Source organism: Ancylobacter defluvii, assembly GCF_018390605.1.
Classification (GTDB): Bacteria; Pseudomonadota; Alphaproteobacteria; order Rhizobiales; family Xanthobacteraceae; genus Ancylobacter; species Ancylobacter defluvii.
In genome coordinates this window covers 318,027-339,996 of the sequence record NZ_JAHBGD010000005.1, presented here as the reverse complement: position 1 = coordinate 339,996, position 21,970 = coordinate 318,027, and the positions used below count along the sequence as shown (strand labels likewise).

Below are 21,970 nucleotides of genomic sequence, written 5' to 3'. Positions count from 1 at the left end.
TTGGGCTTCCAACTCCCATCGAAAACCTGAGCGAGGAAAGTTTAGCCGGCAGGTTCCGAAGCGTTTGTCGCTGAACGAACAAAGAGTTGGACGAAACCGCCCCATACAGGGCAGGCGCCAAATCTGCATATTTTTTGTACACTTAATATCGGCAACTGGCGGCTTTGCCCATTGGCCGGCTTGGTCTTGCGCGAAGTTTGGCCTGTCCCGCCCCCTCTGCCGGTTTTAGAGTTCGCCCCCGGCCTGCACACGCTTGCTTCACTGGGATGACCGCTTGTGAACGAAGCCATGACTGTCGTGAGCCGGTTCGACGTCGCCCACCTGCACCCCGCCCGTCGACGGCAGGCATGGGCCGAGGCTCAGCACGAATATTTCTACGCCGTCGACCTCAGCGCAGGCCCGGACTTCGCGAGGGGCTGGGTGCAAAGCGTCGACATCGCCGGCATCCGGCTCGCCAGATACCACTCTGATCCGGTGTATGTGCGGCGCACGGCACCGCTGATCGCCCGGAAGCCGGAGGATTTCTACTTCCTGCCGGTGCTGCTGGACGAGGGCCTGTCCTTCCGCCAGCGCGGCCGACATGCCGATCTCGCGCCGGGCCGGTTCGCCTTCGTCAGCTCGCTGGAAGCCTATGACTATGACCAGCCGAGAACCGCGACCTTCCACAGCCTCCGCCTTCCCGGCTCCGCCATGCGCGAGCGCACGCCCAACATCAATGATTGGACGGCGCATGATTTCGGCGACCAGGTCATGGTGCGCCTCTTCCTGGATTTCGCCAATTCCTTCTGCAGCCACGGCATTTCCATCGATCCCGCAATCGGCCACCGCATTACCGGGCACATGCTCGACCTGCTGGCCCTCGTCATTGCGGGCGCCGATCGCAACTGCGACGAGACGGCGGTACGCCTCGCCCATCGCCAGCGCGCGCTGCAGGTGATCGACACCCGCTTCCGCGACCCCGATTTCGGTGCCGGCGACGTCGTGCGCGCGCTGAAGCTATCCGAGCGCTATCTTCAGAAGATCTTCGCCGACCACGGCGAGACGCTGTCGGGCGCGATCCGCAGCCGCCGCATTCTGGAAGCGCGCCGGCTGCTCGATACCCGCGACCTCACGCGCGCCTCGATCTCCTCCATCGCCTATGCGGTCGGCTTTTCCGAACCGGCCTATTTCAGCCGCGTCTTCCGGGCCGCGACCGGCATCTCGCCGCTGGAATATACCCGGCGCGGCTAAGCCACCCTACCCCGTCCGCGCCACCACTCCGCGCGGCAGCAGGACCAGCACGACACCGGCCAGGATGAGCAACGTGCCCGCCAGCTTCAGCAGCGGCACCGTCTCGCCAAAGACAACGGCGCCAAGACCGATGGCGAATACCGGATTCAGCATGGAATAGGGCACGACGGCATTCACCGAATTGCGCGCCAGCAGCCGATACCAGATGCCATAGGCCATTATCGAGGAAACCAGCGCGCTATAGATCACCGCTCCCCAGCCGTGCCAGCCGACACCGGCAAGGCTGGTCCAGGAATGGTCCTCGAACAGCAAAGTGGCGATCGCCAGTTGCGGAATGGTGAACAGCGCCGACCAGCCGGTCAACGCCATCGCATCCAGCGGCGGCATCATCTTCACCACCAGATTGGTCACCGCCCAGCCGACAGCGCTGGCAATCAGCAGGCCGAGCGCCAGCGGACCGGGAAAGGTCGGCCCGAGGGCCAGTACCACGACGCCGCCAACCGTCATGGCAAGCCCCGCTGCCCGCACCACGCCGAGCGGCTCGCGGAACACGAGGCAGGCCAGCAGGCTGGCCATAGGCGCGCCCAGTTGCACCAGCACCGCGCTGGTGCCGGCCTCGGTGAGGCCGAGGGCGATGAAGAGAAGTCCGAAATGCATGGCACCGAAGGTGATCGACACCAGCATGATCCACGGCAGATGCCGGCGGGAGATGCGCCGGAACGGCACCAGCAGCGCCGCCACCAGGATGAACCGCAGCAAGCTCATCAGCAGCGGCGGGATTTCCGCCACCCCGAGCTTTACCAGCACGAGATTGGCGGACCAGCAGGCGACCACCGCCACCGCCAGGAGCTTGTCGATCGGGGACATATGAGAAACTCGGCCAAGCCGGGACGGCAGAGACCGCCCCGCTTCGGCAGGCGCGTCCTGCGCGCCGGGTCAGCGCGGCAGGGCGGCGAGGGTGGCGTCGAGAGCAAGGCGCAGGCGGCGGGTAAGTTCGCCGATCTCCGCCTCGGTAATGATCAGCGGCGGCGACAGCACCACGCAGCCCTGCAGCGGCCGCACGACCACGCCGGCCGCGAGCCCGGCCATGTAAAGCTGCTGGCTGAGCCCGCCCGGCGCCAGCGAGGGCGAGGCGGCCGCCGGCTTCCCCTCCCCGGGCGGGGCGATCTGCACGGCGCCGGCCATGCCGAAGCAGCGGGTCGCGGTCACCAGCGGGTGATCCTCGAGACTTGCCAGCGCCTTCTGCCAGACCGGCATGACCGATTGCACATGGCCGAGGATGTTGCGCCGCTCATAGATGTCGAGGACCTTGATGGCGACAGCGGCGGACACCGGATGACCGCCATAAGTGCCGCCATGGTTGAAGATGCCGGCAGCATTGGCGCCTTCCTCGAGCCGGCTGTAGAAATCGTCCGACATCACCACCGCCGAGATCGGCTGATAGGCGCCGGACAGCCCCTTGGCGCAGCTGATGCAGTCCGGCTCGATGCCCAGCGTCTCGCTGCCCCACATCTTGCCGGTGCGACCGAAGCCGGTGACGACCTCGTCGGCATAGAGACGGATGCCATAGCCGTCGAGTAATGCCTTGATCTTGGCGAAATAGCCCTCCGGCGGCGGAAACATGCCCGACGACACCGAAACCGGCTCGGCGATGAAGGCCGCGACGGTCTCCGGGCCGGCCTCCTCGATGGTCTGCCGCAGTTCCTCGACGAGACGGTCGGTATAGGCGGTCTCGGTCTCGTCCGGCAGCGCACCGATCGGCCAGGTGGGATGCGAGACGAACAGGCTGTCGCCGGTGGGAATGCCGAACGCCTCCTGCAGCGCCGCGCTGCCACCCAGCGCGGTGGTGGCGATGGTGCCGCCGTGATAGCTGGCACGACGCGAGATGATCTTGCGACGCTTCGGCTCGCCGGCAACCCGGTTCGCATACCAGGTGAACTTCACCAGCTGGTCGTTGGCCTCCGAGCCGGTGGTGGCGAACATCACATGGCCGCCGCGCACCGGCGCCACCGCCGCCAGCCGCTCGGCGAGCTCCATCACCACCGGCACGGTGCGGTGGATGCCCGAGGGATACATCGGCAGGGCGCGCAGCTGCTGCACCGCCGCCTCGATGAGCTCCTCGTCGCTGAAGCCGAGATTGACGCAATAGAAGGTCGAGACCGCCTCGATATAGTCCTTGCCCTGCTCGTCGAAAGTGTAGATGCCCTGGCCCCGCACGAACATCAGCGGGCGCTCCTCGCGCAGCTTCTGCAAGTTGGAGAACGGCAGCAGGGCCAGATTGCCGGGGTGGTTGGTGCCCCGCGCCAGGACGTTCATCGTCGCGCCTCTCGCTTTGTGTGATCACAGTTGAGACAAGGCTAGCGGCGCGGCGAGACGGCGGTCAAGAGAGAATGTCGTTGTCAGTATTCGTCAGCGTAAAAACAGGCTGGACCCCACCTTCCGACACGCGGACTGCACCCTCTAACGGCACCTGTGATCACGAAAGAAGCGAACTAGGAGAGGCGCCCATCCAGCGTCCAGCCGAGTCGTCGGTAGAGATAGCGCTGATAGGTAAGAATGTCGGAGCGGCGCAGGTCGCGCATGCGCTCGCCGTCGCGCGAGCGGGCCACCCAGGCCATTTCCATCATGATGTGAGTGGAGAATTCGAGGAAGGAATAGTCCTCGTCGGCATCGCGACACAGGGCGAGCGCCACCACCGGCGCCATGCGCACGCGCAGGCGGTGGATCAGCGTCATCATCAGCGGCGAGCCACAGCGGTCTCCGACGAAGAACGACCAATCGTTGAAGCCCTGGATATGTGCGCGCATATGATCGGTGAAGGCCATGCCGAGTTGCGCCGGCCGCACCGCCTCCGATAGCGCTTGCAGTTCGGCAAATTCCTGCTCGCTCGCACGCCGCACGAACAATGCCGCCGCATCGCCCTCGATGAGCACGCGCATGCGGAAAATATCGTCGCAGTTCTGCCGGCTGAGCTCGGGAACCTGAATGACCCGCGTCGGCGTGATCTCCAGCGCGTCCTCGGCGACAAGCGAGGAAACAGCATCGCGCACCGGCTGCATGCTGGTGCCGAAGCCTGCGGCCAGCGAGCGTAGCGACACCTTCGCCCCCGGCAGGAACTCGCCCATCAGCAGGCGCTGGCGCAAGGCGTCGGCGATCTGCCCGGAAAGCGTGTGGGACGCCTTGCCTGCATCCGGTTCCGTCATGACATCCCCGCCCCGAACCAAGCCGCGCTTCACTCAATCGATGCTGCCTATATCACGGATTTTATTGACGGAATGATCGACGTCCTGTCGCAGAGGCAATGTGATCACACACCGATATCCAGCGACATCGACACCAACGTGGCAAAGGAGATGCTTGCCCAGCTTTGCATCCATCATCGCATATTTTATGTTCATGCGCAGTAATTGACACCGTTTTGAGCACCCGTATAGTTCGTCTCGTCACCCTGTGATCACATAGGGACTGCACCACAACACCCGTGTTTTTCCTCTGCCGCCTTCTGGCGACGGTGCCCGCGATATTGCGTGGCGCCGGGTCGGGCGACGTCAACACTCGTGCAAAACGGACCGCGACATGAACCTCCCGATCCCGTCCCCAATGGCCTCCGACACGTCCGCCTTCGCCGCCGGCGCCGCCTATGTCGATGGCGTCTACATGCCGCTGAGCGAAGCCCGTATCCCGGTCACCGACTGGGGCTATCGCCGTTCGGACGTTGTCTATGACGTGGTCAGCGTCTGGGACGGTTCCTTCTTCCGCATCGACGACCATCTCAAGCGCTTCCGCGCCTCGATGGAGTTCTCGCGGCTGGTGCCGGCGGAAAGCGACGACGACATCCGCGCCATCCTGCACAAGCTGGTGGCGCTCGCCGGCCTGCGCGAGGCCTATGTCGCGATGGACTGTGTCCGCGGGCGCCCGGCGCCGGGCACCCAGTATCACCCGAAGAACGCCCGCCCTTATCTCATTGCCTACGCCATCCCCTTCATCTGGCTGATGAAGCCGGAAATCATCGAGCGCGGCGCCCACATGGTCATAGCCTCGACGCCGCGCATTCCGGAATCCTCGGTCAATGCGCGGGCGAAGAATTTCCACTGGGCCGACATGACCGCGGCGCTGTTCGAGGCGGACGAACAGGGCGCCGACAACCCGATCCTGCTCGATGCCGCCGGCAACGTCACCGAAGGGCCGGGCTACAATGTCTTCTGCATTACCAATGGTGTGGTCGCCACACCGGACCGCAACGTGCTCGGCGGCATCACCCGGCTGTCGGTGATCGAGCTGTGCGCCGAGCTCGGCCTGCCCTGCGAAGTGCGTGACGTCAGCGTCGAGGAATTGCGCGACGCCGACGAGATCCTGGTTTCCTCCACCGCCGGCGGACCGATCGGCGTGAGCCGCCTCGACGGGCGCATCCTCAACAATGACCGCCCTGGCCCGCTGACCCAGAAGCTGCGTGAGACCTATTGGGAAAAGCGCAAGCAGGGCTGGCATGGCGAGCCGGTCGACTACACGACCGTCTGAGCTTCGAAGCCTCTTCCAGAACGAGAACACCTCGAAGCCTTCCAAGCAAATTTTCCAAGAAACAAGACCTTTCCAACCTTCCAGAGGATTGCCGCCGTGACGAAAGCCCGCCGTACTCTTCTCAAGACCATGGCATTGCTTGCCGGAGGCGTGCTCATCAGCACCTCCGCGATGGCCCAGAGCATCCCAGCCCCCGGCCCTACGGTCGAGGCCATCAAGAAGCGCGGCGAGCTGAATTGCGGCGTCGATGCCGGCATTCCCGGCTTCGCTTTCCAGGATGCCAGCGGCGCCTGGAAAGGCTTCGACGTCGATTATTGCAAGGCGCTGGCGGCAGCGGTGCTGGGCGATCCCGCAAAGGTGAAATATGTCGGCACCACCGCCAAGGTGCGTTTCACCGTGCTGCAATCCGGCGAGATTGACGTGCTGGTGCGCGATTCCACCCTCACCTTCGCCCGCGACATCGATCTCGGCCTCACCGAGGTGGCGGTGAATTTCTATGCCGGCCAGGGCTTCATGGTGCGCAAGAGCCTCGGCGTGAACTCGGCCGCCGAGCTCAACGGCGCCACCATGTGCATGCTCACCGGCGCGACGCTGGAGCTGAACATCGCCGACTTCGCCCGCTCCAAGGGCACCACGATCAACTCGCTGCTGTTCGAGAAGTCGGAAGAGGCCTTCGCCGCGGCGGAAAGCGGACGCTGCGACGGCTATTCCGACGACACCGGCTCGCTCGCGGCCGCCCGCTCGACGATGAAGGTGCCCGACGACTGGATGATCCTGCCGGAGGTGATCTCCAAGGAGCCGCTCGGCATTCACACCCGCGACGGCGACTATCGCTGGTCCGATATCGTTTTCTGGGTCGATGCGGGGCTGAAGACCGCCGAGGAATTCGGCATCACCAAGGAAAATGTCGACGAGAAGAAGGGCTCGAACGACCCCTTCGTGCGTCGTCTGCTCGGCCTTGAAGGCGACTTCGGCAAGAAGCTCGGGCTCGACAACGAGGCCTTCGCTCGCGCCATCAAGGCGGTGGGCAATTACGGCCAGATCTACGACGCCTCGTTCGGCCCCAAGGGGCTCGGCCTGCCGCGCGGCATCAACAATCTGTGGAACCAGGGCGGCCTGCACTACCCGCTGCCGTTCCGTTGAGATCCGCGTATGGCCGGAAAGTCGCTTAAAGGCGGTTCTTCGCTCTGGCCGATGAAAGCCCCCCACGCCCTGCTGCTGCAGGGCGTGGCTCTCCTCATCGGGGGCCTCGTCATCGGCTGGTTCGCGCAGAACGCCGCCAGCAACCTCGCCCGCCGCAGCATGGAGCTCGACTTCGGCTTCCTCGGAAGCGTCGCCGGCTTCAGCATGCCGTTCCAGATCCTGTCCTTCGCGCCCACCGACACCTACTTCCTGGCGCTGGTGACCGCTTTTGCCAACACGCTCCTGGTCTCGGCGCTGGGCGTGATCACCGCAACGGTGCTCGGCCTCGGTCTCGGGGTGCTGCGCCTGTCGCGCAACTGGCTGCTCTCCACCGTCTCGGGCGCCATCATCGAGCTGGTCCGCAACACGCCGCAGTTGCTGCAGATCGTGTTCTGGTATGTCGGTGTGCTGCAATTGCTGCCACTGGCGCGGCAGAGCCTGCCCTTCGGCGATGTTGCCTTTCTCAACATACGCGGCCTGTTCCTGCCGGCGCCGGTCGGTGGCCCCTGGAGCAGCGCCCTCATCATCGCCTTCTTCGCCAGCCTCGCACTGGTGCCGCTCGCCCGCCGCTACCTCGCGCCCGAGTCGCGCCGGAGCGGCCTCTTCTGGCTGGCCCCGCCGCTGCTGCTCCTTGCCCTCGTCCTCAGCATCGATGGCTGGAGCCTGCCGGCGCTGAAGGGCTTCAACTTCGTCGGCGGCATGGTGCTGCCGCCGGAGCTGGTGGCGCTGTGGGCCGGCCTGTCGCTCTATACCGCCGCCTTCATCGCCGAGATCGTACGGGCGTCGGTGGAGACCATCGGCAAGGGCCAGGTCGAGGCGGCGCACAGCCTCGGGCTCAAGCCATGGCTGACCCTGCGCCTGGTGGTGCTGCCGCAGGCATTGCGGCTGATGATCCCGCAAATGACCAACCAGTATCTCAACCTGATCAAGAGCTCCTCGCTCGGCGCCGCCATCGCCTATCCGGAGATCGTGCAGATCTTCGCCGGCACGGTGCTGAACCAGTCCGGCCGCGCCATCGAAGTGATGGTGATCGTGATGGGCGTGTTCCTGATCATCAACCTCGCCGCCTCCGCCGCCCTTGCGCAGCTGAACGAGCGCGTCGCCCTGAAAGAGCGCTGAGCCATGACCGAGAAAATCGCCGGAGATGGCACCGCAATCATGGACGGCGCGCCCATCGTCGGGGCGGGCAGCGACACCGCGGCCAAGCCGGTGGCGAGAAGGCCCGCGACGGGCAAGGCGTTCGGGAGCGGCGCCACGACCACGGAGAGAATGCGCCGCTGGCTGCGCGCCAACCTGTTCAGTTCGCCGCTGATGGGCACGCTTACCGTGCTCACCCTGCTCTTGCTGGGGCTGGCCCTGCCGCCCATCTTTCGCTGGGCGTTTCTCGACGCCGTGTTCGAGGGGCCCAACCGAAGCGTCTGCGGCGCCGGCGCCTGCTGGGCCTTCATCGCCGACCGGCTGGAGCAGTTCGTCTATGGCCGCTACACGCCGGCCGAGCGCTGGCGGGTCGACCTGGCGCTGCTCATCCTCGCCGGCTTCGCGGCATTGGCGCTGTGGCCGCGCAATCCCCATCGCACCTTGTCGGTGATGCTGCTGGTCACACTGTGCCCGGCGGTTGCCGCCCTGCTGCTGGTCGGCGGCGTGCTCGGCCTGCCCTTCGTGCCGACCGACCAGTGGGGTGGGTTGTCGCTGAACATCATCCTCACCTTCGCCACCGTCGTGCTGGCGCTGCCGCTCGGCGTGGTGCTGGCCCTGGGGCGGCGCTCGCAGCTGCCGGTGATCCGCTGGAGCTGCACCGCCTTCATCGAGATGCTGCGCGGCGTGCCGCTGCTCACCGTGCTGTTTATGGCAATGGTGATGCTGCCCATGTTCCTGCCGGAAGGCGTCACCTTCGACCGGCTGGTACGGGCGATCATCGGCCTGTCGCTGTTCGTCGCCGCCTATTTCGCCGAGATCATCCGCGCCGGGCTGCAGGGCATACCCAAGGGACAGTACGAAGCCGCGGCGGCAATCGGGCTGGGCTTCTGGGGTGCGCACCGGCTGATCGTGCTGCCGCAGGCGTTCCGGCTGGTGGTGCCGGGCATCGTCAATACGGTGATCGACCTGTTCAAGGACACCACGCTGGTATCGATCATCGGCCTGTTCGATCTGCTCGGCGTCGTCGGCCAGTCGATCAAGGATCCGAACTGGCTTGGCCTTGGCCGCGAGGGCTACGTCTTCGCCGCGTTGATCTTCTTCGTCTGCTGCTATGCGATGTCGCTGCTCAGCCTCAGGATCGAGCGACGGATCCGTAGCGCCAGCCACTGAGCGCAACGCTTCGGCCTTCAGATGGCGCCCCGGGATGCGCACAATGCCCGCGCTCACATGGCGCACCTCCGGCATGTGGGCGGCCAGCGCGTGGGGGATGGATGACCGCGGCGACATCCCCTATCAATGGCGGCTACGACACCCTTCGCCTTGCCATCGAGAAGAGAAAGAAGCCGCTCCATGAAGTCTCGCGCCGCCGTCGCCTGGGAAGCCAAGAAGCCCCTGACCATCGAGACCATCGAGATCGGCGGACCGAAGCCCGGCGAGGTGCTGGTCGAAATCATGGCCACCGGCGTCTGCCACACCGACGCCTACACGCTCGACGGCCTTGATTCGGAGGGCAAGTTCCCGGCGATCCTCGGCCATGAGGGTGCGGGCATCGTGCGCGAGATCGGCGCCGGCGTCACCTCGCTGAAGGTTGGCGACCACGTCATCCCGCTCTACACGCCGGAATGCCGGCAGTGCAAAACCTGCCTGTCGCAGCGCTCCAACCTGTGCACCTCGATCCGCGCCACCCAGGGCCAGGGCCTGATGCCCGACCGCACATCACGCTTCTCCTGCGAGCGAGTGGGCGGCCAAGGCGGCGAGATCTTCCACTATATGGGCTGCTCGACCTTCTCGAACTTCACCGTGCTGCCGGAGATCGCGCTGGCGAAGGTGCGCGAGGACGCCCCCTTCGACAAGATCTGCTACATCGGCTGCGGCGTCACCACCGGCATCGGCGCGGTGGTCTACACCGGCAAGGTGTGGCCGGGCGCCAACGTCGTGGTGTTCGGCCTTGGCGGCATCGGGCTGAACGTGATCCAGGGTGCCCGCATGGTCGGCGCCGACAAGATCATCGGCGTCGACATCAATCCGGCCAAGGTCGAGATGGCCAGGAAGTTCGGCATGACCGACTTCATCAACCCGAAGGAGGTCGGCAACGACCATGTGGTCGCGGCGATCCAGAGCCTGACCGATGGCGGCGCCGACTTCACCTTCGACTGCACCGGCAACGTCAACGTCATGCGCCAGGCGCTGGAGGCCTGCCATCGCGGCTGGGGCACCTCGATCGTCATCGGCGTGGCGCCGGCGGGGGCGGAAATCTCCACCCGACCGTTCCAACTGGTCACCGGACGCAACTGGCGCGGCTCAGCCTTCGGCGGCGCGCGCGGGCGTACCGACGTGCCGAAGATCGTCGACTGGTACATGGAGGGCAAGATCAACATCGACGACCTGATCACCCACACCATGCCGCTCGACGAGATCAACACCGCCTTCGACCTGATGCACGAGGGCAAGTCGATCCGCTCGGTGGTGATCTATTGATGAGCACGGCGATGGAGACCGTCTCCAAGGCGAAGTCGCATGGCGGCGTGCAGGGTGTCTACCGGCACGCGTCGAAGGTCACCGGCACGCCGATGACCTTCGCCGTCTTCGTGCCGCCGCAGGCGTCGAGCGGCCCGGTGCCGGTGCTGTGGTATCTGTCCGGCCTCACCTGCACCCATGCGAATGTGATGGAAAAGGGCGAGTATCGCGCCGCCGCCGCCCGTCACGGCGTCATCATCGTGGCTCCCGATACCAGCCCGCGTGGCGAGGAGATGCCGGACGAGCCGGACAATTGGCAGTTCGGCTCCGGCGCCGGCTTCTATCTCGACGCGACGCGCGAGCCCTATGCCGCCAACTACCGGATGTATTCCTACATCGTCGACGAGCTGACGGCGCTGATCGCGGCGGAATTCCCCGCCGACATGAAGCGGCAGGGGATCTTCGGCCATTCCATGGGCGGTCACGGCGCGCTCACCATCGCGCTCAAGCATCCGGATCGTTTCGCGAGCTGCTCGGCCTTCGCGCCGATCGTGCAGTCGTCAACGGCAGACTGGTCGCGGCCGGCCCTCGAAAAATATCTCGGAGCGGACGAGATCGCCTGGCGTACCTATGACGCCGTGGCGCTGATCGAGGACGGCAAGCGTTTCCCCGAATTCCTGGTCGACCAAGGTGCCGCCGACCCGTTCCTGAAGACCGGCTTGCGCCCGGAACTGCTGGCCGATGCCTGCAAGGCCGCCGGCATTCCCCTCACGCTGAACCTGCGCGATGGCTACGACCACTCCTACTACTTCATCTCCACCTTCATGGCCGACCACATCGCCTGGCACGCCAAGCGCCTCGGCCTGTAGAAGCGGCTCAGTCTCTGGAAACAAAGGACGAGATCGCCGGCAGCGGTTCCCCGCCGCCGGCGATTATGACCCTCACGCATCCGGTGCGACGGTGTGGCCGGCGAGCAGTTCCAGCGCCTTGACCAGCGCCGAGTGATCGAGCGCCGCACCGCCCTGTGCCGCCACCGCGCTGAACAGCTGCTGCGCCACCGCCGTCGCCGGCAGCGCCATCTGCAGCTGACGCGCGCCGTTCAGCGCCAGGTTCAGGTCCTTCTGGTGCAGCTCGATGCGGAAGCCGGGCGCGAAGGTCCGCTTGACGATCCGCTCGCCATGCACTTCCAGGATGCGCGAATTGGCAAACCCGCCCATCAGTGCCTGGCGCACCTTGGCCGGGTCGGCGCCGGCCTTGGAGGCGAACAGCAGCGCTTCCGACACTGCGAGGATGTTCAAAGCCACGATGATCTGGTTGGCCACCTTGGTGGTCTGGCCGTCGCCATTGCCGCCGACCAGGGTGATGTTCTTGCCCATCTTCTCGAACAGCGGCTTCACCGTCTCGAAGGCCGCCTCCGGACCGCCGACCATGATGGTCAGCGACGCCGCCTTGGCGCCGACCTCGCCGCCCGACACCGGGGCGTCGAGATAGTCGCAGCCGAGTTCATTGATCTTCCTGGCGTATTCCTTGGTCTCCACCGGGGCGATCGACGACATGTCGACGACGATCTTGCCCGGGGTCAGCCCGGCGGCGATGCCGCCCTCGCCGAACAGCGCCGCGCCGACATGCGGGGTATCCGGCACCATGGTGATGATGATGTCGGTATTCTTCGCCACCTCGGTGGCGTTGGCGCAGGCGATGCCGCCCTTGCCGGTCAGTTCGGCCGGAACCGGCTTGATGTCGTAGAGATACAGCGTGTGGCCGGCGTCGATCAGGTGTCCGGCCATCGGGTGGCCCATGATCCCAAGACCGACAAATCCTACATTCGCCATCGTCAAATCCTCATGTCGTTCTGAAATAAGCGACGCTTACGCCTTGAACTTCTTTGCGATCGCCTCGGTGGAACGCGCGAGCAGGCCGGTGTCGATACCGACCGCCGTATAGACGCAGCCGGCCGCCATGTAGCGGCGCGCCAGTGTCTCGTCGCCGGTGAGGATGCCGGCCGGCTTGCCGGTGGCGACGATGCGGTGGATCGTCTTCTCGATCAGCTCGACGATGACCGGGTTGCCCTGATCGCCGAGATAGCCGAGATCGGCGGAGAGATCGCCCGGCCCGACGAACAGCCCGTCAATGCCCGGCACGGCGGCGATGGCCTCCAGATTGTCGAGCGCCTGCTGCGTCTCGATCTGCACCAGCAGGCACAGTTCCTCATGCGCACGGTGATGGTAGTTCTTCACCCGGCCGAAGCGCGTCGCCCGCGAGGCGCCGGCGAAGCCGCGCACCCCGTCCGGCGCGAAGCGGGTCGCCGCCACCACTGCCTGCGCCTGCTCCACCGTCTCGACCATCGGCACGAGGAAGCTCTGTGTGCCGATGTCGAGATAGCGTTTCATGACGATGGGATCGTTCACCGGAATGCGGACGATCGGATGGGTGGTGTCGCCAGCCATCGCCTGCAGCTGCGCCATGATGCCCGGCACGTCGTTGGGCGCGTGCTCGGCGTCGAGCAGCAGCCAGTCGAAGCCGGAGCCGGCCAGGATCTCGGTGGCGGTCGGGCTCGCCATCGAGTTCCAGAAACCGATCTGCTGCTGGCCGGCCATGATGGCGCGCTTGAAGGGATTGACGGGCAGGTCCACGGGAAGGTCCTTTCGGAAATACGTGCAATACGACGGATGGGGGCGAAGCGGGCGCTATTCGGCGAGTGCCTGCTTGCGGGTCTTCAGCACGGCGGGGGACAGCATGGCGAGCAGCATCACCGCGACCACGCCCAGCAGCACGGCGCTGATCGGCCGGGTGAGGAACACCGACGGGTCGCCGTCGGAGAGCTGCATGGCGCGGCGGAAATTCTCCTCCAGCTGCGGCCCCAGCACGAGGCCGAGCAGCAGCGGCGCCGGCTCGACGCCGACCTTGATGAAGAAGTAGCCGACCACCGCGCAGCCCAGCATCAGCCAGACATTGAAGGCGCTGTTGGAGATGCCGTAGGTGCCGATGCAGCAGAACAGCACGATGGCCGGGAACAGCAGCCGGTAGGGGATCTTCAGCATCGACACCCACAGCCCGACCAGCGGCAGGTTGATGATCAGCAGCATGAGGTTGCCGGTCCACATAGAGGCGATCACGCCCCAGACCAGTTCCGGCTGCTCGGTCATCACCTGCGGGCCGGGCTGGATGCCCTGCATCATCAACGCGCCGATCATCAGCGCCATCAAGGCATTGGCGGGAATGCCCAGCGTCAGCAGAGGGATGAAGCTGGTCTGCGCGCCTGCATTGTTGGCGGCCTCCGGGCCGGCGACGCCCTCGATGGCGCCCTTGCCGAAGCGCGAGGGGTCCTTGGCCAGCTTTTTCTCCAGCGCATAGGCGGTGAAGGGCGGCAGCGCCGCGCCGCCGCCCGGCAGCACACCGAGCGCAGAGCCGATGAAGGTGCCGCGCAGCATGGCGGGAAATGCCGCCTTTAGGTCGGCGCGCGAGGGAATGAGATCGCGCAGCTTCTGGCTCACCACCTGCCGGACTTCCGGCCGCTCCAGATTGGCGATGATCTCGGCAAGGCCGAACATCCCCATCGCCACCGGCACGAAGTCGAGCCCGTCCGCCAGCGCCGGAACGCCGAAGGTCATGCGGGCGATACCCGAGTTCACATCGATGCCGACGGTGCCGATGAGCAGGCCGAGGAACACCATGGCCAGCGACTTCGCCACCGAGCCATGCGCGAGGATCACCGCCGCGAACAGGCCGAGAACCAGCAGGCTGAAATATTCGACGGCGGTGAACTTCAGGGCGAGCGCCGCCAGCGGCAGGCTGAGCACCGCGATCACCACCGTCGCCACCGTGCCGGCGAAGAAGGAGGAAATGGCGGCGATGGCGAGCGCCGGGCCGGCGCGGCCCTGCTTGGCCATCTCATGGCCGTCGAGGCAGGTAACGACCGAAGATGTTTCGCCCGGCACGTTGACCAGGATCGCCGTGGTCGAGCCGCCATATTGCGCGCCATAGAAGATGCCCGCGAGCATGATCAGTGCCGAGGCCGGCTCCAGCCCGAAGGTGAAGGGCAGCAGCAGCGCCACGGTCGGGATCGGCCCGATCCCCGGCAGCACGCCGATGGCGGTGCCGATGACCACACCGATCAGGCAGTAGACAAGGTTGTTCAGTTGCAGGGCCGTGGACAGGCCGAGAAGGAGGTTGTCGAACAGTTCCATGGCGTGCCTGCGCTGCTCACCAGGGCCAGATCGCCACCGGCAAAGCGAGCGCCTTCACGAAGAGAAGGACCGCAGCGGCGGTGACGAACAGACCGAACAGGATGACTTCGAAGAAACGGCTCTCGCGGCTGGCAACCGCCGCGATGACGATGGCGGCAAAAGCGGCCGCCGCCAGGCCCGCGCTCTCGATCAGCAGCGCGAACACCCCGACCGAGGCACCGACACCGAGGATCGGCCGCAATTGCACCCGCTCGATGCCGGCATAGGAACGCACCAGGCCTCGCCCGGTGAAGAACAGGCCGAAGCCGAGCAGCGCCAGCGCGATGGCGCGCGGCATGTAGCCCGGCCCCATATCCGCCGCGGTGCCACCGGCAAGCCGCCAGGTGGCGGCGAAGGTGCCCGCCGCCACCGCGATGAGGAAGAGGCCGAACAAAAGGTCCGGCCAGTCGAACCGACGTCCGGTCACGCTGCGCATCCGAGATCAGTTGGTCTTGATGTCGGCGGCGCGCACGATGTCGCCCCAGTTCTTGATATTGGTGGTGAGCCAGGTCTTCACCGCCTCCGGCGTACCGGGACGCACCGAACCGCCCTGCTCGGCGACCTTCTCCTTGATCTCCGGCAGCGCCAGGATCTTGTTAAGCTCGGCATTGAGGCGCGCAACAACCTCCGGCGGGGTCTTGCCGGTGGCCAGCAGGCCCTGCCAGGTGCCGGCGTCGCTCAGCGGCAGCTTGGCTTCCTTGAAGGTCTGGACATCGGGAAGCGAGGCGAGCCGCTCGTCACCGGTTACCGCGATGCCGACCAGCTGCTTGTTGGTGACGAAGGGCAGCGTTGCGGTGGCGCCGTTGATGATGACGTTGCTCTCGTCGGACACCACGGCGCGCGAGGCGGCGGCGCCGCCCTTATAGGGCACGTTCTTCCACTCGATGCCGAGATGGCGGGCGAGCGCTACTGCGGTGATGTGGTTGAGCGCGCCGACGCCGGAATTGGCGACCGCCAGCTTGCCGGGATTGGCCTTGGCATAGGCGACGAGTTCGGGAATGGTCTTGGCCGGCACCGAGGGATTCACCGCCATCACATAGGGACCGAACATCACCATGCCGACCGGGGCGAGATCGTTCTCGACATTATAGGAGAGGTCGGGGAACAGGCTCGGCGCAACGGCGAGCGAACCGATATCCATCAGCAACAGCGTGTGGCCATCCGGCCGCGCCTTGGCGACGGCATCGGCGCCGATATTGCCGGCGGCGCCGGGCTTGTTCTCGACCACCACCGGCTGGCCGACGGCCTCGGAGAGCTTTGGCGCGATGAGGCGGGCAAGAATATCCGAGGTGCCACCGGGCGCGAAGGGCACCACGATGCGGACCGGACGGTCGAACGACTGGGCGGACGCCAGCGAAGGCGCGAGTGCAGTGAGAGCGAGAGCGGCGGCAGCCGCCTTGAAAAGACGAAGGCTCATTGGCGTTTCCTCCAAAAAGGGGCGAAGGGCGTCGTTGCGCCTCTTGGATCGTTGGGAGGCTAAGGTGAACCTCCATTCAGCAATCTAGGTTACGTTCGATGCCACAATGAATTGTTCTTGGCATCGATTGATGCCATTTTTGGATCGATGTTCGAGCTTAGCCATCTCCGCTGCTTTGTTGCCGTCGCCGAAGAACTCCATTTCGGCCGCGCAGCCGTGCGCCTCAATCTCACCCAGCCACCGCTCAGTCGGCAGATCCAGTTGCTCGAGCACGCGCTCGGCGTGCGCCTGCTCGAGCGCACCAGCCGCTCGGTGGCGCTGACACGGGCCGGCCACAACTTCCTGCCCGAGGCGCGCCGGCTGCTGCGCCTCGCCGAAGGCGCGGCATTGGCGGCGCGGCGCACCGCCAGCGGCGAGGCCGGCGCCCTCACCCTCGGCTTCACTGCCGCCTCGGGCTACGAATTCCTGCCGCGCCTCATCAAGGCGTTCCGCGCCGAGGCGCCGGATATCGACCTGGTGCTCAAGGAGATGGTCTCGACCGACCAGTTCGAGTCGCTTACCGCCGGACGGATCGACGTCGGGCTGGTGCGGCCCACCTTCAACCGGCGGGAGCTTCAATCGTTCTGCGTGGTGCGCGAGCCGCTGCTGCTCGCGGCGCCGGAGGATCACCCGCTTGCCACCGCGGCGGAGGTCAAGCTCGCGGACCTCGAAAGACAGGCGATGGTGACCTACTCGCCCTATGAGGCGCGCTATTTCTATGACCTCGTCGCGACGCTGTTCGCCTCGGCGGCGATCACGCCCCACTATGCCCAGCACATCAGCCAGGTGCATTCCATCCTCGGCCTGGTGAAGGCGGGCATCGGGCTCGCCCTGGTGCCGCGCGCCGCCCGCAACCTGCGCTTCGAGGGTGTGGTCCTGCGTCCGCTGGCGCTCCACGCTCCCGCCACCGTCGAACTGCACGCGGTCTGGCGGCCGACCAACGCCAATCCGGCCATCGCCACCCTGTGCCGGACGCTCGACCATCTCGCCGACGCGATCCCTCCCGCTTGAGGCAGCGATCGGGTGGCCCACCGGAATCCTCGCCGCTTCCAGATGCCGTCGGTGGCGCGTTCATGGTCTATCGAGGCAAACACGCTACCCGCGGTCCATTCCGCCCTGCCGCCGGAACGGCCGCCCTCCCATAGACGTTACGCTAGCAGTCAGGACAGGAGGTAACGATGGACGAACGCGAGGACCGCATCCGTGAGCGAGCGTACCGGCTTTGGGAAGCGGATGGCTGCCCCTTTGACCGGACCGAGCATTATTGGTTCGAGGCCGAGAAACTCATCGCCGCCGAGGATGCGGCGAATGCGGCCGCGGCCTCCCCTCGCCCCGAGGTGGATCCTAATGTCGCGATGGAAAGCCAGGAGCACGAGCCGGTCAGTGAGATCGGCACCATCCGCCGCGCCCTCGAAGTTCCTCCCAAGCGGCGAGGCAAGCGTTCGCCGGCAGCCGATCGCAAGGGCGCGATGAGCGGGCTCGACGGGGCGAGGCTGGAGGACTGAACCGCCGCCGAAGCCTAGTTGCGAGGTGCCGCGCGCCCAAGGGAAAGAGTTGGCTCTGCGCCATCCGCCGCCCTAGTTTATGCGGCTGATGGCGTGGATCGAGGCGTGTATCCGCCGGTGGCCATGCGTCCCAGGAAACGACGAGGAGGAACCGGCATGAATACCGCCAATCTGCAGATGGAAGGCACGCTGCTCGCCCTGGCCGCCTTGTGCGAAGTGCTCCAGCGCAAGGGGGTCTTGACCGGCGATGAGATTGTCCAGGCGCTCAGTTGCGCCGAAGCGGGCATCTCGTCACGCGCGCCGGGCATGAGCGAGGCCAACCGAGAGGCCATCCGCTTCCCGATACGCTTCCTGCGACGCTCGATGGAGCGCGACGGATCGGCGCTCGACTATGCCGCCATCGCCGCCGGCGTCGGGCGGACACGAGACGGCACTCGCTCCGGCCCGGCCGAATAATCCGAGATTCCGCGCCTTTCGGTCCTCATGGTCCGATCGGCGCCACCGGCCCGCCGTCTGGCGTGCCGGACGATGATCGATGCGGGATCGTGACCCGCACGCTCGTTGGTGGGATGACGGCGCCGTTCACTCGCCGCCATGAACCGCTCCGCCGCGGCGACATCAGTTGCTTGAGCTGAGCGCCTTCAACGCCTTCAACTCCTGCTTGGCCCTGGTCGCCCCGGCAGTGGCAAAGTCGCCATTCTTGAACTTGGCGTACTCATCTCCGGCCACAGGCTGCGCATGCTTGAACACGTACCACTCACCGCCGGGTTCCTTGCGCTGATACATGACCTGGTCGGGTCCCATACGATGCGAGAAGCAGGTCGAGTTCCGTCCCGACGGACCGTTGGCATGCCACAGTCCCTGGAAGCAGACCCAGCCGGTGGGCGACACCCACCATGTTCCCTGCACATAGGCCATGTTCTTGCCCGAACCAGACCACGCCACGAATTTCCTATCCGGCGAGAAATACGCGGCCCCGTCCGACCACATCCAGCTCTTGCCGGCATAGAGGCTGTTGATGCTGCTGGTCTTGGGAACGCCGGTCGGGTTTGGCTTTATGGCGGCCTGAGGGGCCGGCGCCTGGGCGTATGCCGCCGGAGCAAATATCGCCAGCGCGGCGACGACAGTGATGGCCGGGATGGATTTCATCATGATGAACCTCCTGATTGTTGGAAGGCGCCGGCCGCGGCTGCCGCCGCGGCGGTCTCAATTAACGGGCTGCTGCCGCGGCGATCTCAGTTCGAGGGCTGCCGCCGCGGCGGTTTCAGTTCACGAGGCCACGCTGCAACCGCCAGTCGGGCCGGCCATAGGGGGCGGGCCAGGCGAACGGATCGACCTCGTTGAAGTAGATGACGGCGACGAGCTTCGGGAACTTGTCGCCGATGATGCGCGTGTCGTGGCTCCACTTCTCGGTGAATGCCTGATCGCCGCTGAAGCCGAGTTCGGCCACCACTATGGGCTTGCCGTAGCCGGCAACGCGGTCATAGGCGGGCCGCAATGCCTCCTCGAAGCTGCGCGCGTGCCCGTAGCGATCCATGTCGTATTGCTGGAGATCGAGCACGGTGAGGCCGATCTCGTCGACATAGCCGTCTCCCGGATAATAGGCGGCGAGACCGTCCTCGCCGCGCGGTGACCACATGAACCGGGCGCGGGGAGCCTGTTTCCGGCATTCCGTGACGAAGTGGCGGTAGGCGGCGACATAACCCTGCGGCGACCAGCTCGACCACGGGAAGCGACCATTGTGCAGGTCCATCTCATGTGCCCAGCGTATGGTCACCGGGCTCTGGAGACTGTCGGATGCGGCGCAGATTGCACTGGCGGATCCATCATAGGCACCCGCCAAAATGCCGCTGAGCAGCTGGTCGGCCGGGGGGGTAGCTCCCGGCGACCAGGACCATGGCTCGACCGATATCAACAGGTCGCGGCCATGCCGGCGGGCGTAGCCGTCCGCTTTCGTCAGCGAATTCAGATCGGCATCGCGCCATGGAATGTAGATATGCTCGATGCGCACGCTGGTATCGCCGGCGAAGACGCCATCTGGATCGTAGATGCCATACTTCACCTGATCGGTTGGCGACGCGAATTGCAGCGTCGACTGCGTCACGCCTGGCATCACCAGGGCGGTGGTCAGCACCAGCGCCGCCCCCCCGCACAGTACGGCCAGGTACATTTCCTTGGACCATGTCCTCATCTTCCTGCCTCCTCCTGGTTCACTTCGACGAAGATCGGGCTTTGGTCCGTTCTTCGTCGTTCGACCGCGGCTGCATCGGCATCGACGCAAGTGACCGAATTCCCGTGTCGGCAAGGCAAACGCTGGCGACCAGCCCCACCTGCCGCATTTCGAAAGCCACAATTTTCATTTTGGCCTCCCTGATGCTCGCCCGTTCCTCTGCCGCTTGGGCGCGTCTTTCACTGTGGCCGCCGGCGTGGAAGGACCCGCATCTTTCTCGATCCAGGGTGGAATGAAGATGAGCCTGAAGGCGCCCCGGCCCATGCCGGCGCCTGCCGCGGAGAAGACGGTACGTGTGTAGGAAATCGGCATCGCGCCCCAGGCGAGGGCTCCGAGCCCTTCCGGCCCGCGCTGCACCGCTGCGGCAAGTGGCAAGGTCATCAGGCCGACAGCGAGCCCGGCATGGGCGGCACCGCGCAAGCCCGCGCGGCGGCGGATCGGATTTTCAATGCCATGACGGACGAGGATGACAACGATCAGGACCGCGTAGAGCAGTGCGTTGAAGATGGCGAAGATATAGAAGCCGCTCGCCGAGCCGGCATTGCCGAAGACGAGCGGCGCCGCTGCCGAGCCGGCGGAAATCACCGCATAGGGCGCGAGCACGCGCAGCGGCACCGGATCGACCCCGACCTTGCCCTTCGGCGTCACGCGGAAATCGACAAAAGAACCGGTTGCCCAGTCGCGCAGCGCGTAGAGCGTGCCGAGCAGCGACCACGGCCACTTCGCCAGCACGAACAGGATCTCCTCCCAGCTCAACAGCCGGGAATCCACCGGGCGCAGCCAGCCACTGGCGCGCCAGCGATAGATCATGAACAGCAGCACCACCGACATCGGCACGTAATGCACGGCGAAATCGAGATAGGTGACGTTGGCGAAATGCTCTCCGGTGGCCAGCGCCACCACCGGCATCAGGAACAGGAACGCCCAGATGCCGGAATAGAGCGGATACCAGAACTGGCAGAACAGGAACTGGAAGCGCAGGCGTGCCGGCAACATCGGCACCAGTTCGGGCGAATAGCGCAGGAGGATGGTGACGAGGCTGCGCGACCACTGGAATTCCTGCGTCGCGAGATCGGCAAAGGTGCGCGGCCCGTCGCCATGGGCGATCGCGTCGATGGCATGGACGCCGCGCCAGCCGCGCGCATTCATCATCAGGGTAGTCGAGTGATCCTCGGCGAGTTCCGGGCCGAGGCCGCCAATCTCCTTGAGCGCTTCGGTACGGACCGCATAGTGCGAACCGATGCACAGTGGTGCCCAGCCGCCGGTGTAGCCGGCTTGCAGCGGGCCGTGCATCGAGGCCTCGGCGTAGAGGCGCGCGCGCGCCGCCCAGCTCTGGCGGGCATTCCTGTTGCAGATGCTGGGTGCGGAGACGTAGCCGATGCGCTGATTGCCGAACGGCGCCAGCATACGCTCGAGATAGTGTGGGGTCGGCACATGATCGGCGTCCATCTGCACGACGAAGTCGTACAACTCGTAGCCGAAGTGATCGTAGAAATAGGCGAGATTGCCCTCCTTGCAGCGCACCCGACGCGGCCAGTCCTGCCTCTGATAGGCCGCGACGCCCTTGCGGGTGGACACCCGGACGCCATGCTCCGCGCACCAGGCCAGCGTCTCATCGGACGGGTCTTCGTCGGCAAGCCAGGTGTCGTGCGGATAAGGCTGGGCCAACATGGCTTCGAGGGTCTGCGCCACCACCTCGAAAGGTTCGGACGGTGCCTTGGTCACCACCATCGCCACCCTGGTGCCGGCGGGCAGCAGAGTGGTCCCCGCCGGCTTCCGGCTCCCGATGAAGACGCTGAAGAAGTAGATGGGCATCAGGGTGAGCCAGGCGAAAGGCAGGCTGGCGAAGACGAAGCGCCAGACACCATCGATATGCGCCGGATCGAACCACCAGAGCCAGAAGAACAGAAAGGCGCTCGTCCAGGCGGCGATCGCGAGCAGAAGTTCGACGCGTTGCCCGCGGGCGAGAAGCGGCATGAGCCCCGCGCAGGGACGGTTATAGATGCGCCGATCCATAAACTCGCCGGGG

21 protein-coding genes are annotated in these 21,970 nt (G+C 65.7%); 10 read left to right on the top strand and 11 right to left on the bottom strand.

The window, feature by feature from the left end; translation table 11 throughout:
• Positions 1 to 288 precede the first annotated feature (288 nt).
• Entirely contained in the window at positions 289 to 1,230 is a 942-nt protein-coding gene (locus KHC24_RS04230) for a helix-turn-helix transcriptional regulator (protein WP_213359618.1), read from the top strand.
• Between the two features lie 6 nt (positions 1,231 to 1,236).
• Here KHC24_RS04230 and KHC24_RS04225 read toward each other — a convergent pair whose 3' ends face one another.
• The 3 genes from KHC24_RS04225 to KHC24_RS04215 form a co-directional block, all read right to left on the bottom strand.
• A complete protein-coding gene (locus KHC24_RS04225) occupies positions 1,237 to 2,097 on the bottom strand; it encodes a DMT family transporter (protein WP_213359616.1) in 861 nt (286 codons plus the stop codon).
• Between the two features lie 69 nt (positions 2,098 to 2,166).
• Positions 2,167 to 3,546 carry an aminotransferase family protein gene (locus KHC24_RS04220; RefSeq protein WP_213359614.1) on the bottom strand — a complete coding sequence of 460 codons (1,380 nt, stop codon included), beginning with the start codon at positions 3,544 to 3,546 and terminating at the stop codon, positions 2,167 to 2,169.
• Positions 3,547 to 3,722: 176 nt separating this feature from the next.
• The gene (locus KHC24_RS04215; RefSeq protein WP_213359612.1) at positions 3,723 to 4,433 is read right to left on the bottom strand and encodes a GntR family transcriptional regulator; all 711 of its coding nucleotides are present in this window, start codon (positions 4,431 to 4,433) and stop codon (positions 3,723 to 3,725) included.
• Between the two features lie 373 nt (positions 4,434 to 4,806).
• Here KHC24_RS04215 and KHC24_RS04210 point away from each other — a divergent pair, with 373 nt between their 5' ends.
• From KHC24_RS04210 to fghA, 6 genes are all read left to right on the top strand, one after another.
• The gene (locus KHC24_RS04210; RefSeq protein WP_213359609.1) at positions 4,807 to 5,748 is read left to right on the top strand and encodes an aminotransferase class IV; all 942 of its coding nucleotides are present in this window, start codon (positions 4,807 to 4,809) and stop codon (positions 5,746 to 5,748) included.
• Between the two features lie 96 nt (positions 5,749 to 5,844).
• The gene (locus KHC24_RS04205; protein WP_271180650.1) at positions 5,845 to 6,891 is read left to right on the top strand and encodes an amino acid ABC transporter substrate-binding protein; all 1,047 of its coding nucleotides are present in this window, start codon (positions 5,845 to 5,847) and stop codon (positions 6,889 to 6,891) included.
• A gap of 51 nt (positions 6,892 to 6,942) precedes the next feature.
• The gene (locus KHC24_RS04200; protein ID WP_213359607.1) at positions 6,943 to 8,049 is read left to right on the top strand and encodes an amino acid ABC transporter permease; all 1,107 of its coding nucleotides are present in this window, start codon (positions 6,943 to 6,945) and stop codon (positions 8,047 to 8,049) included.
• Between the two features lie 3 nt (positions 8,050 to 8,052).
• Positions 8,053 to 9,237 (top strand): amino acid ABC transporter permease, encoded by a 1,185-nt coding sequence (locus KHC24_RS04195; protein WP_213359605.1) that lies wholly within the window; start codon positions 8,053 to 8,055, stop codon positions 9,235 to 9,237.
• Positions 9,238 to 9,417: 180 nt separating this feature from the next.
• Positions 9,418 to 10,545, top strand: coding sequence for an S-(hydroxymethyl)glutathione dehydrogenase/class III alcohol dehydrogenase (locus tag KHC24_RS04190; RefSeq protein WP_213359603.1), 1,128 nt, complete (start codon positions 9,418 to 9,420; stop codon positions 10,543 to 10,545).
• Positions 10,546 to 10,556: 11 nt separating this feature from the next.
• Positions 10,557 to 11,393, top strand: coding sequence for an S-formylglutathione hydrolase (gene fghA / locus KHC24_RS04185; protein WP_213361107.1), 837 nt, complete (start codon positions 10,557 to 10,559; stop codon positions 11,391 to 11,393).
• Between the two features lie 72 nt (positions 11,394 to 11,465).
• Here fghA and KHC24_RS04180 read toward each other — a convergent pair whose 3' ends face one another.
• Genes KHC24_RS04180 through KHC24_RS04160 form a run of 5 tightly spaced genes read right to left on the bottom strand, consistent with a single transcriptional unit; the run spans position 11,466 to position 16,167 of the window.
• Entirely contained in the window at positions 11,466 to 12,356 is an 891-nt protein-coding gene (locus tag KHC24_RS04180) for a 2-hydroxy-3-oxopropionate reductase (RefSeq protein WP_213359601.1), read from the bottom strand.
• Between the two features lie 36 nt (positions 12,357 to 12,392).
• Entirely contained in the window at positions 12,393 to 13,157 is a 765-nt protein-coding gene (locus KHC24_RS04175; protein WP_213359599.1) for an HpcH/HpaI aldolase family protein, read from the bottom strand.
• A gap of 54 nt (positions 13,158 to 13,211) precedes the next feature.
• Positions 13,212 to 14,711 (bottom strand): tripartite tricarboxylate transporter permease, encoded by a 1,500-nt coding sequence (locus KHC24_RS04170; RefSeq protein ID WP_213359598.1) that lies wholly within the window; start codon positions 14,709 to 14,711, stop codon positions 13,212 to 13,214.
• A gap of 16 nt (positions 14,712 to 14,727) precedes the next feature.
• Positions 14,728 to 15,186, bottom strand: coding sequence for a tripartite tricarboxylate transporter TctB family protein (locus KHC24_RS04165; protein WP_213359597.1), 459 nt, complete (start codon positions 15,184 to 15,186; stop codon positions 14,728 to 14,730).
• A gap of 6 nt (positions 15,187 to 15,192) precedes the next feature.
• A complete protein-coding gene (locus KHC24_RS04160) occupies positions 15,193 to 16,167 on the bottom strand; it encodes a Bug family tripartite tricarboxylate transporter substrate binding protein (RefSeq protein ID WP_213359596.1) in 975 nt (324 codons plus the stop codon).
• A gap of 147 nt (positions 16,168 to 16,314) precedes the next feature.
• On the opposite strand from KHC24_RS04160, the gene KHC24_RS04155 reads away from it, so the two are divergent.
• The 3 genes from KHC24_RS04155 (at position 16,315) to KHC24_RS04145 (ending at position 18,167) form a co-directional block, all read left to right on the top strand.
• Positions 16,315 to 17,217, top strand: a complete 903-nt coding sequence (locus KHC24_RS04155) for a LysR family transcriptional regulator (RefSeq protein ID WP_213359594.1) — start codon at positions 16,315 to 16,317, stop codon at positions 17,215 to 17,217.
• 167 nt (positions 17,218 to 17,384) lie between these two features.
• Positions 17,385 to 17,711 carry a DUF2934 domain-containing protein gene (locus KHC24_RS04150; RefSeq protein WP_213359592.1) on the top strand — a complete coding sequence of 109 codons (327 nt, stop codon included), beginning with the start codon at positions 17,385 to 17,387 and terminating at the stop codon, positions 17,709 to 17,711.
• A 156-nt stretch (positions 17,712 to 17,867) separates the two neighbouring features.
• Positions 17,868 to 18,167: a hypothetical protein gene (locus KHC24_RS04145; RefSeq protein ID WP_213359590.1), complete on the top strand. Its 300-nt coding sequence runs from the start codon at positions 17,868 to 17,870 to the stop codon at positions 18,165 to 18,167.
• A 162-nt stretch (positions 18,168 to 18,329) separates the two neighbouring features.
• On the opposite strand, the gene KHC24_RS04140 is transcribed toward KHC24_RS04145, so the two are convergent.
• The 3 genes from KHC24_RS04140 to KHC24_RS04130 form a co-directional block, all read right to left on the bottom strand.
• Entirely contained in the window at positions 18,330 to 18,863 is a 534-nt protein-coding gene (locus KHC24_RS04140; protein WP_213359587.1) for a DUF995 domain-containing protein, read from the bottom strand.
• A gap of 112 nt (positions 18,864 to 18,975) precedes the next feature.
• Complete coding sequence (locus KHC24_RS04135) at positions 18,976 to 19,902, bottom strand: glycoside hydrolase family 26 protein (protein WP_213359585.1); 927 nt, start codon at positions 19,900 to 19,902, stop codon at positions 18,976 to 18,978.
• Positions 19,903 to 20,067: 165 nt separating this feature from the next.
• Positions 20,068 to 21,957, bottom strand: a complete 1,890-nt coding sequence (locus KHC24_RS04130) for a glycosyltransferase (protein ID WP_246546221.1) — start codon at positions 21,955 to 21,957, stop codon at positions 20,068 to 20,070.
• Between the last annotated feature and the right edge of the window lie 13 nt (positions 21,958 to 21,970).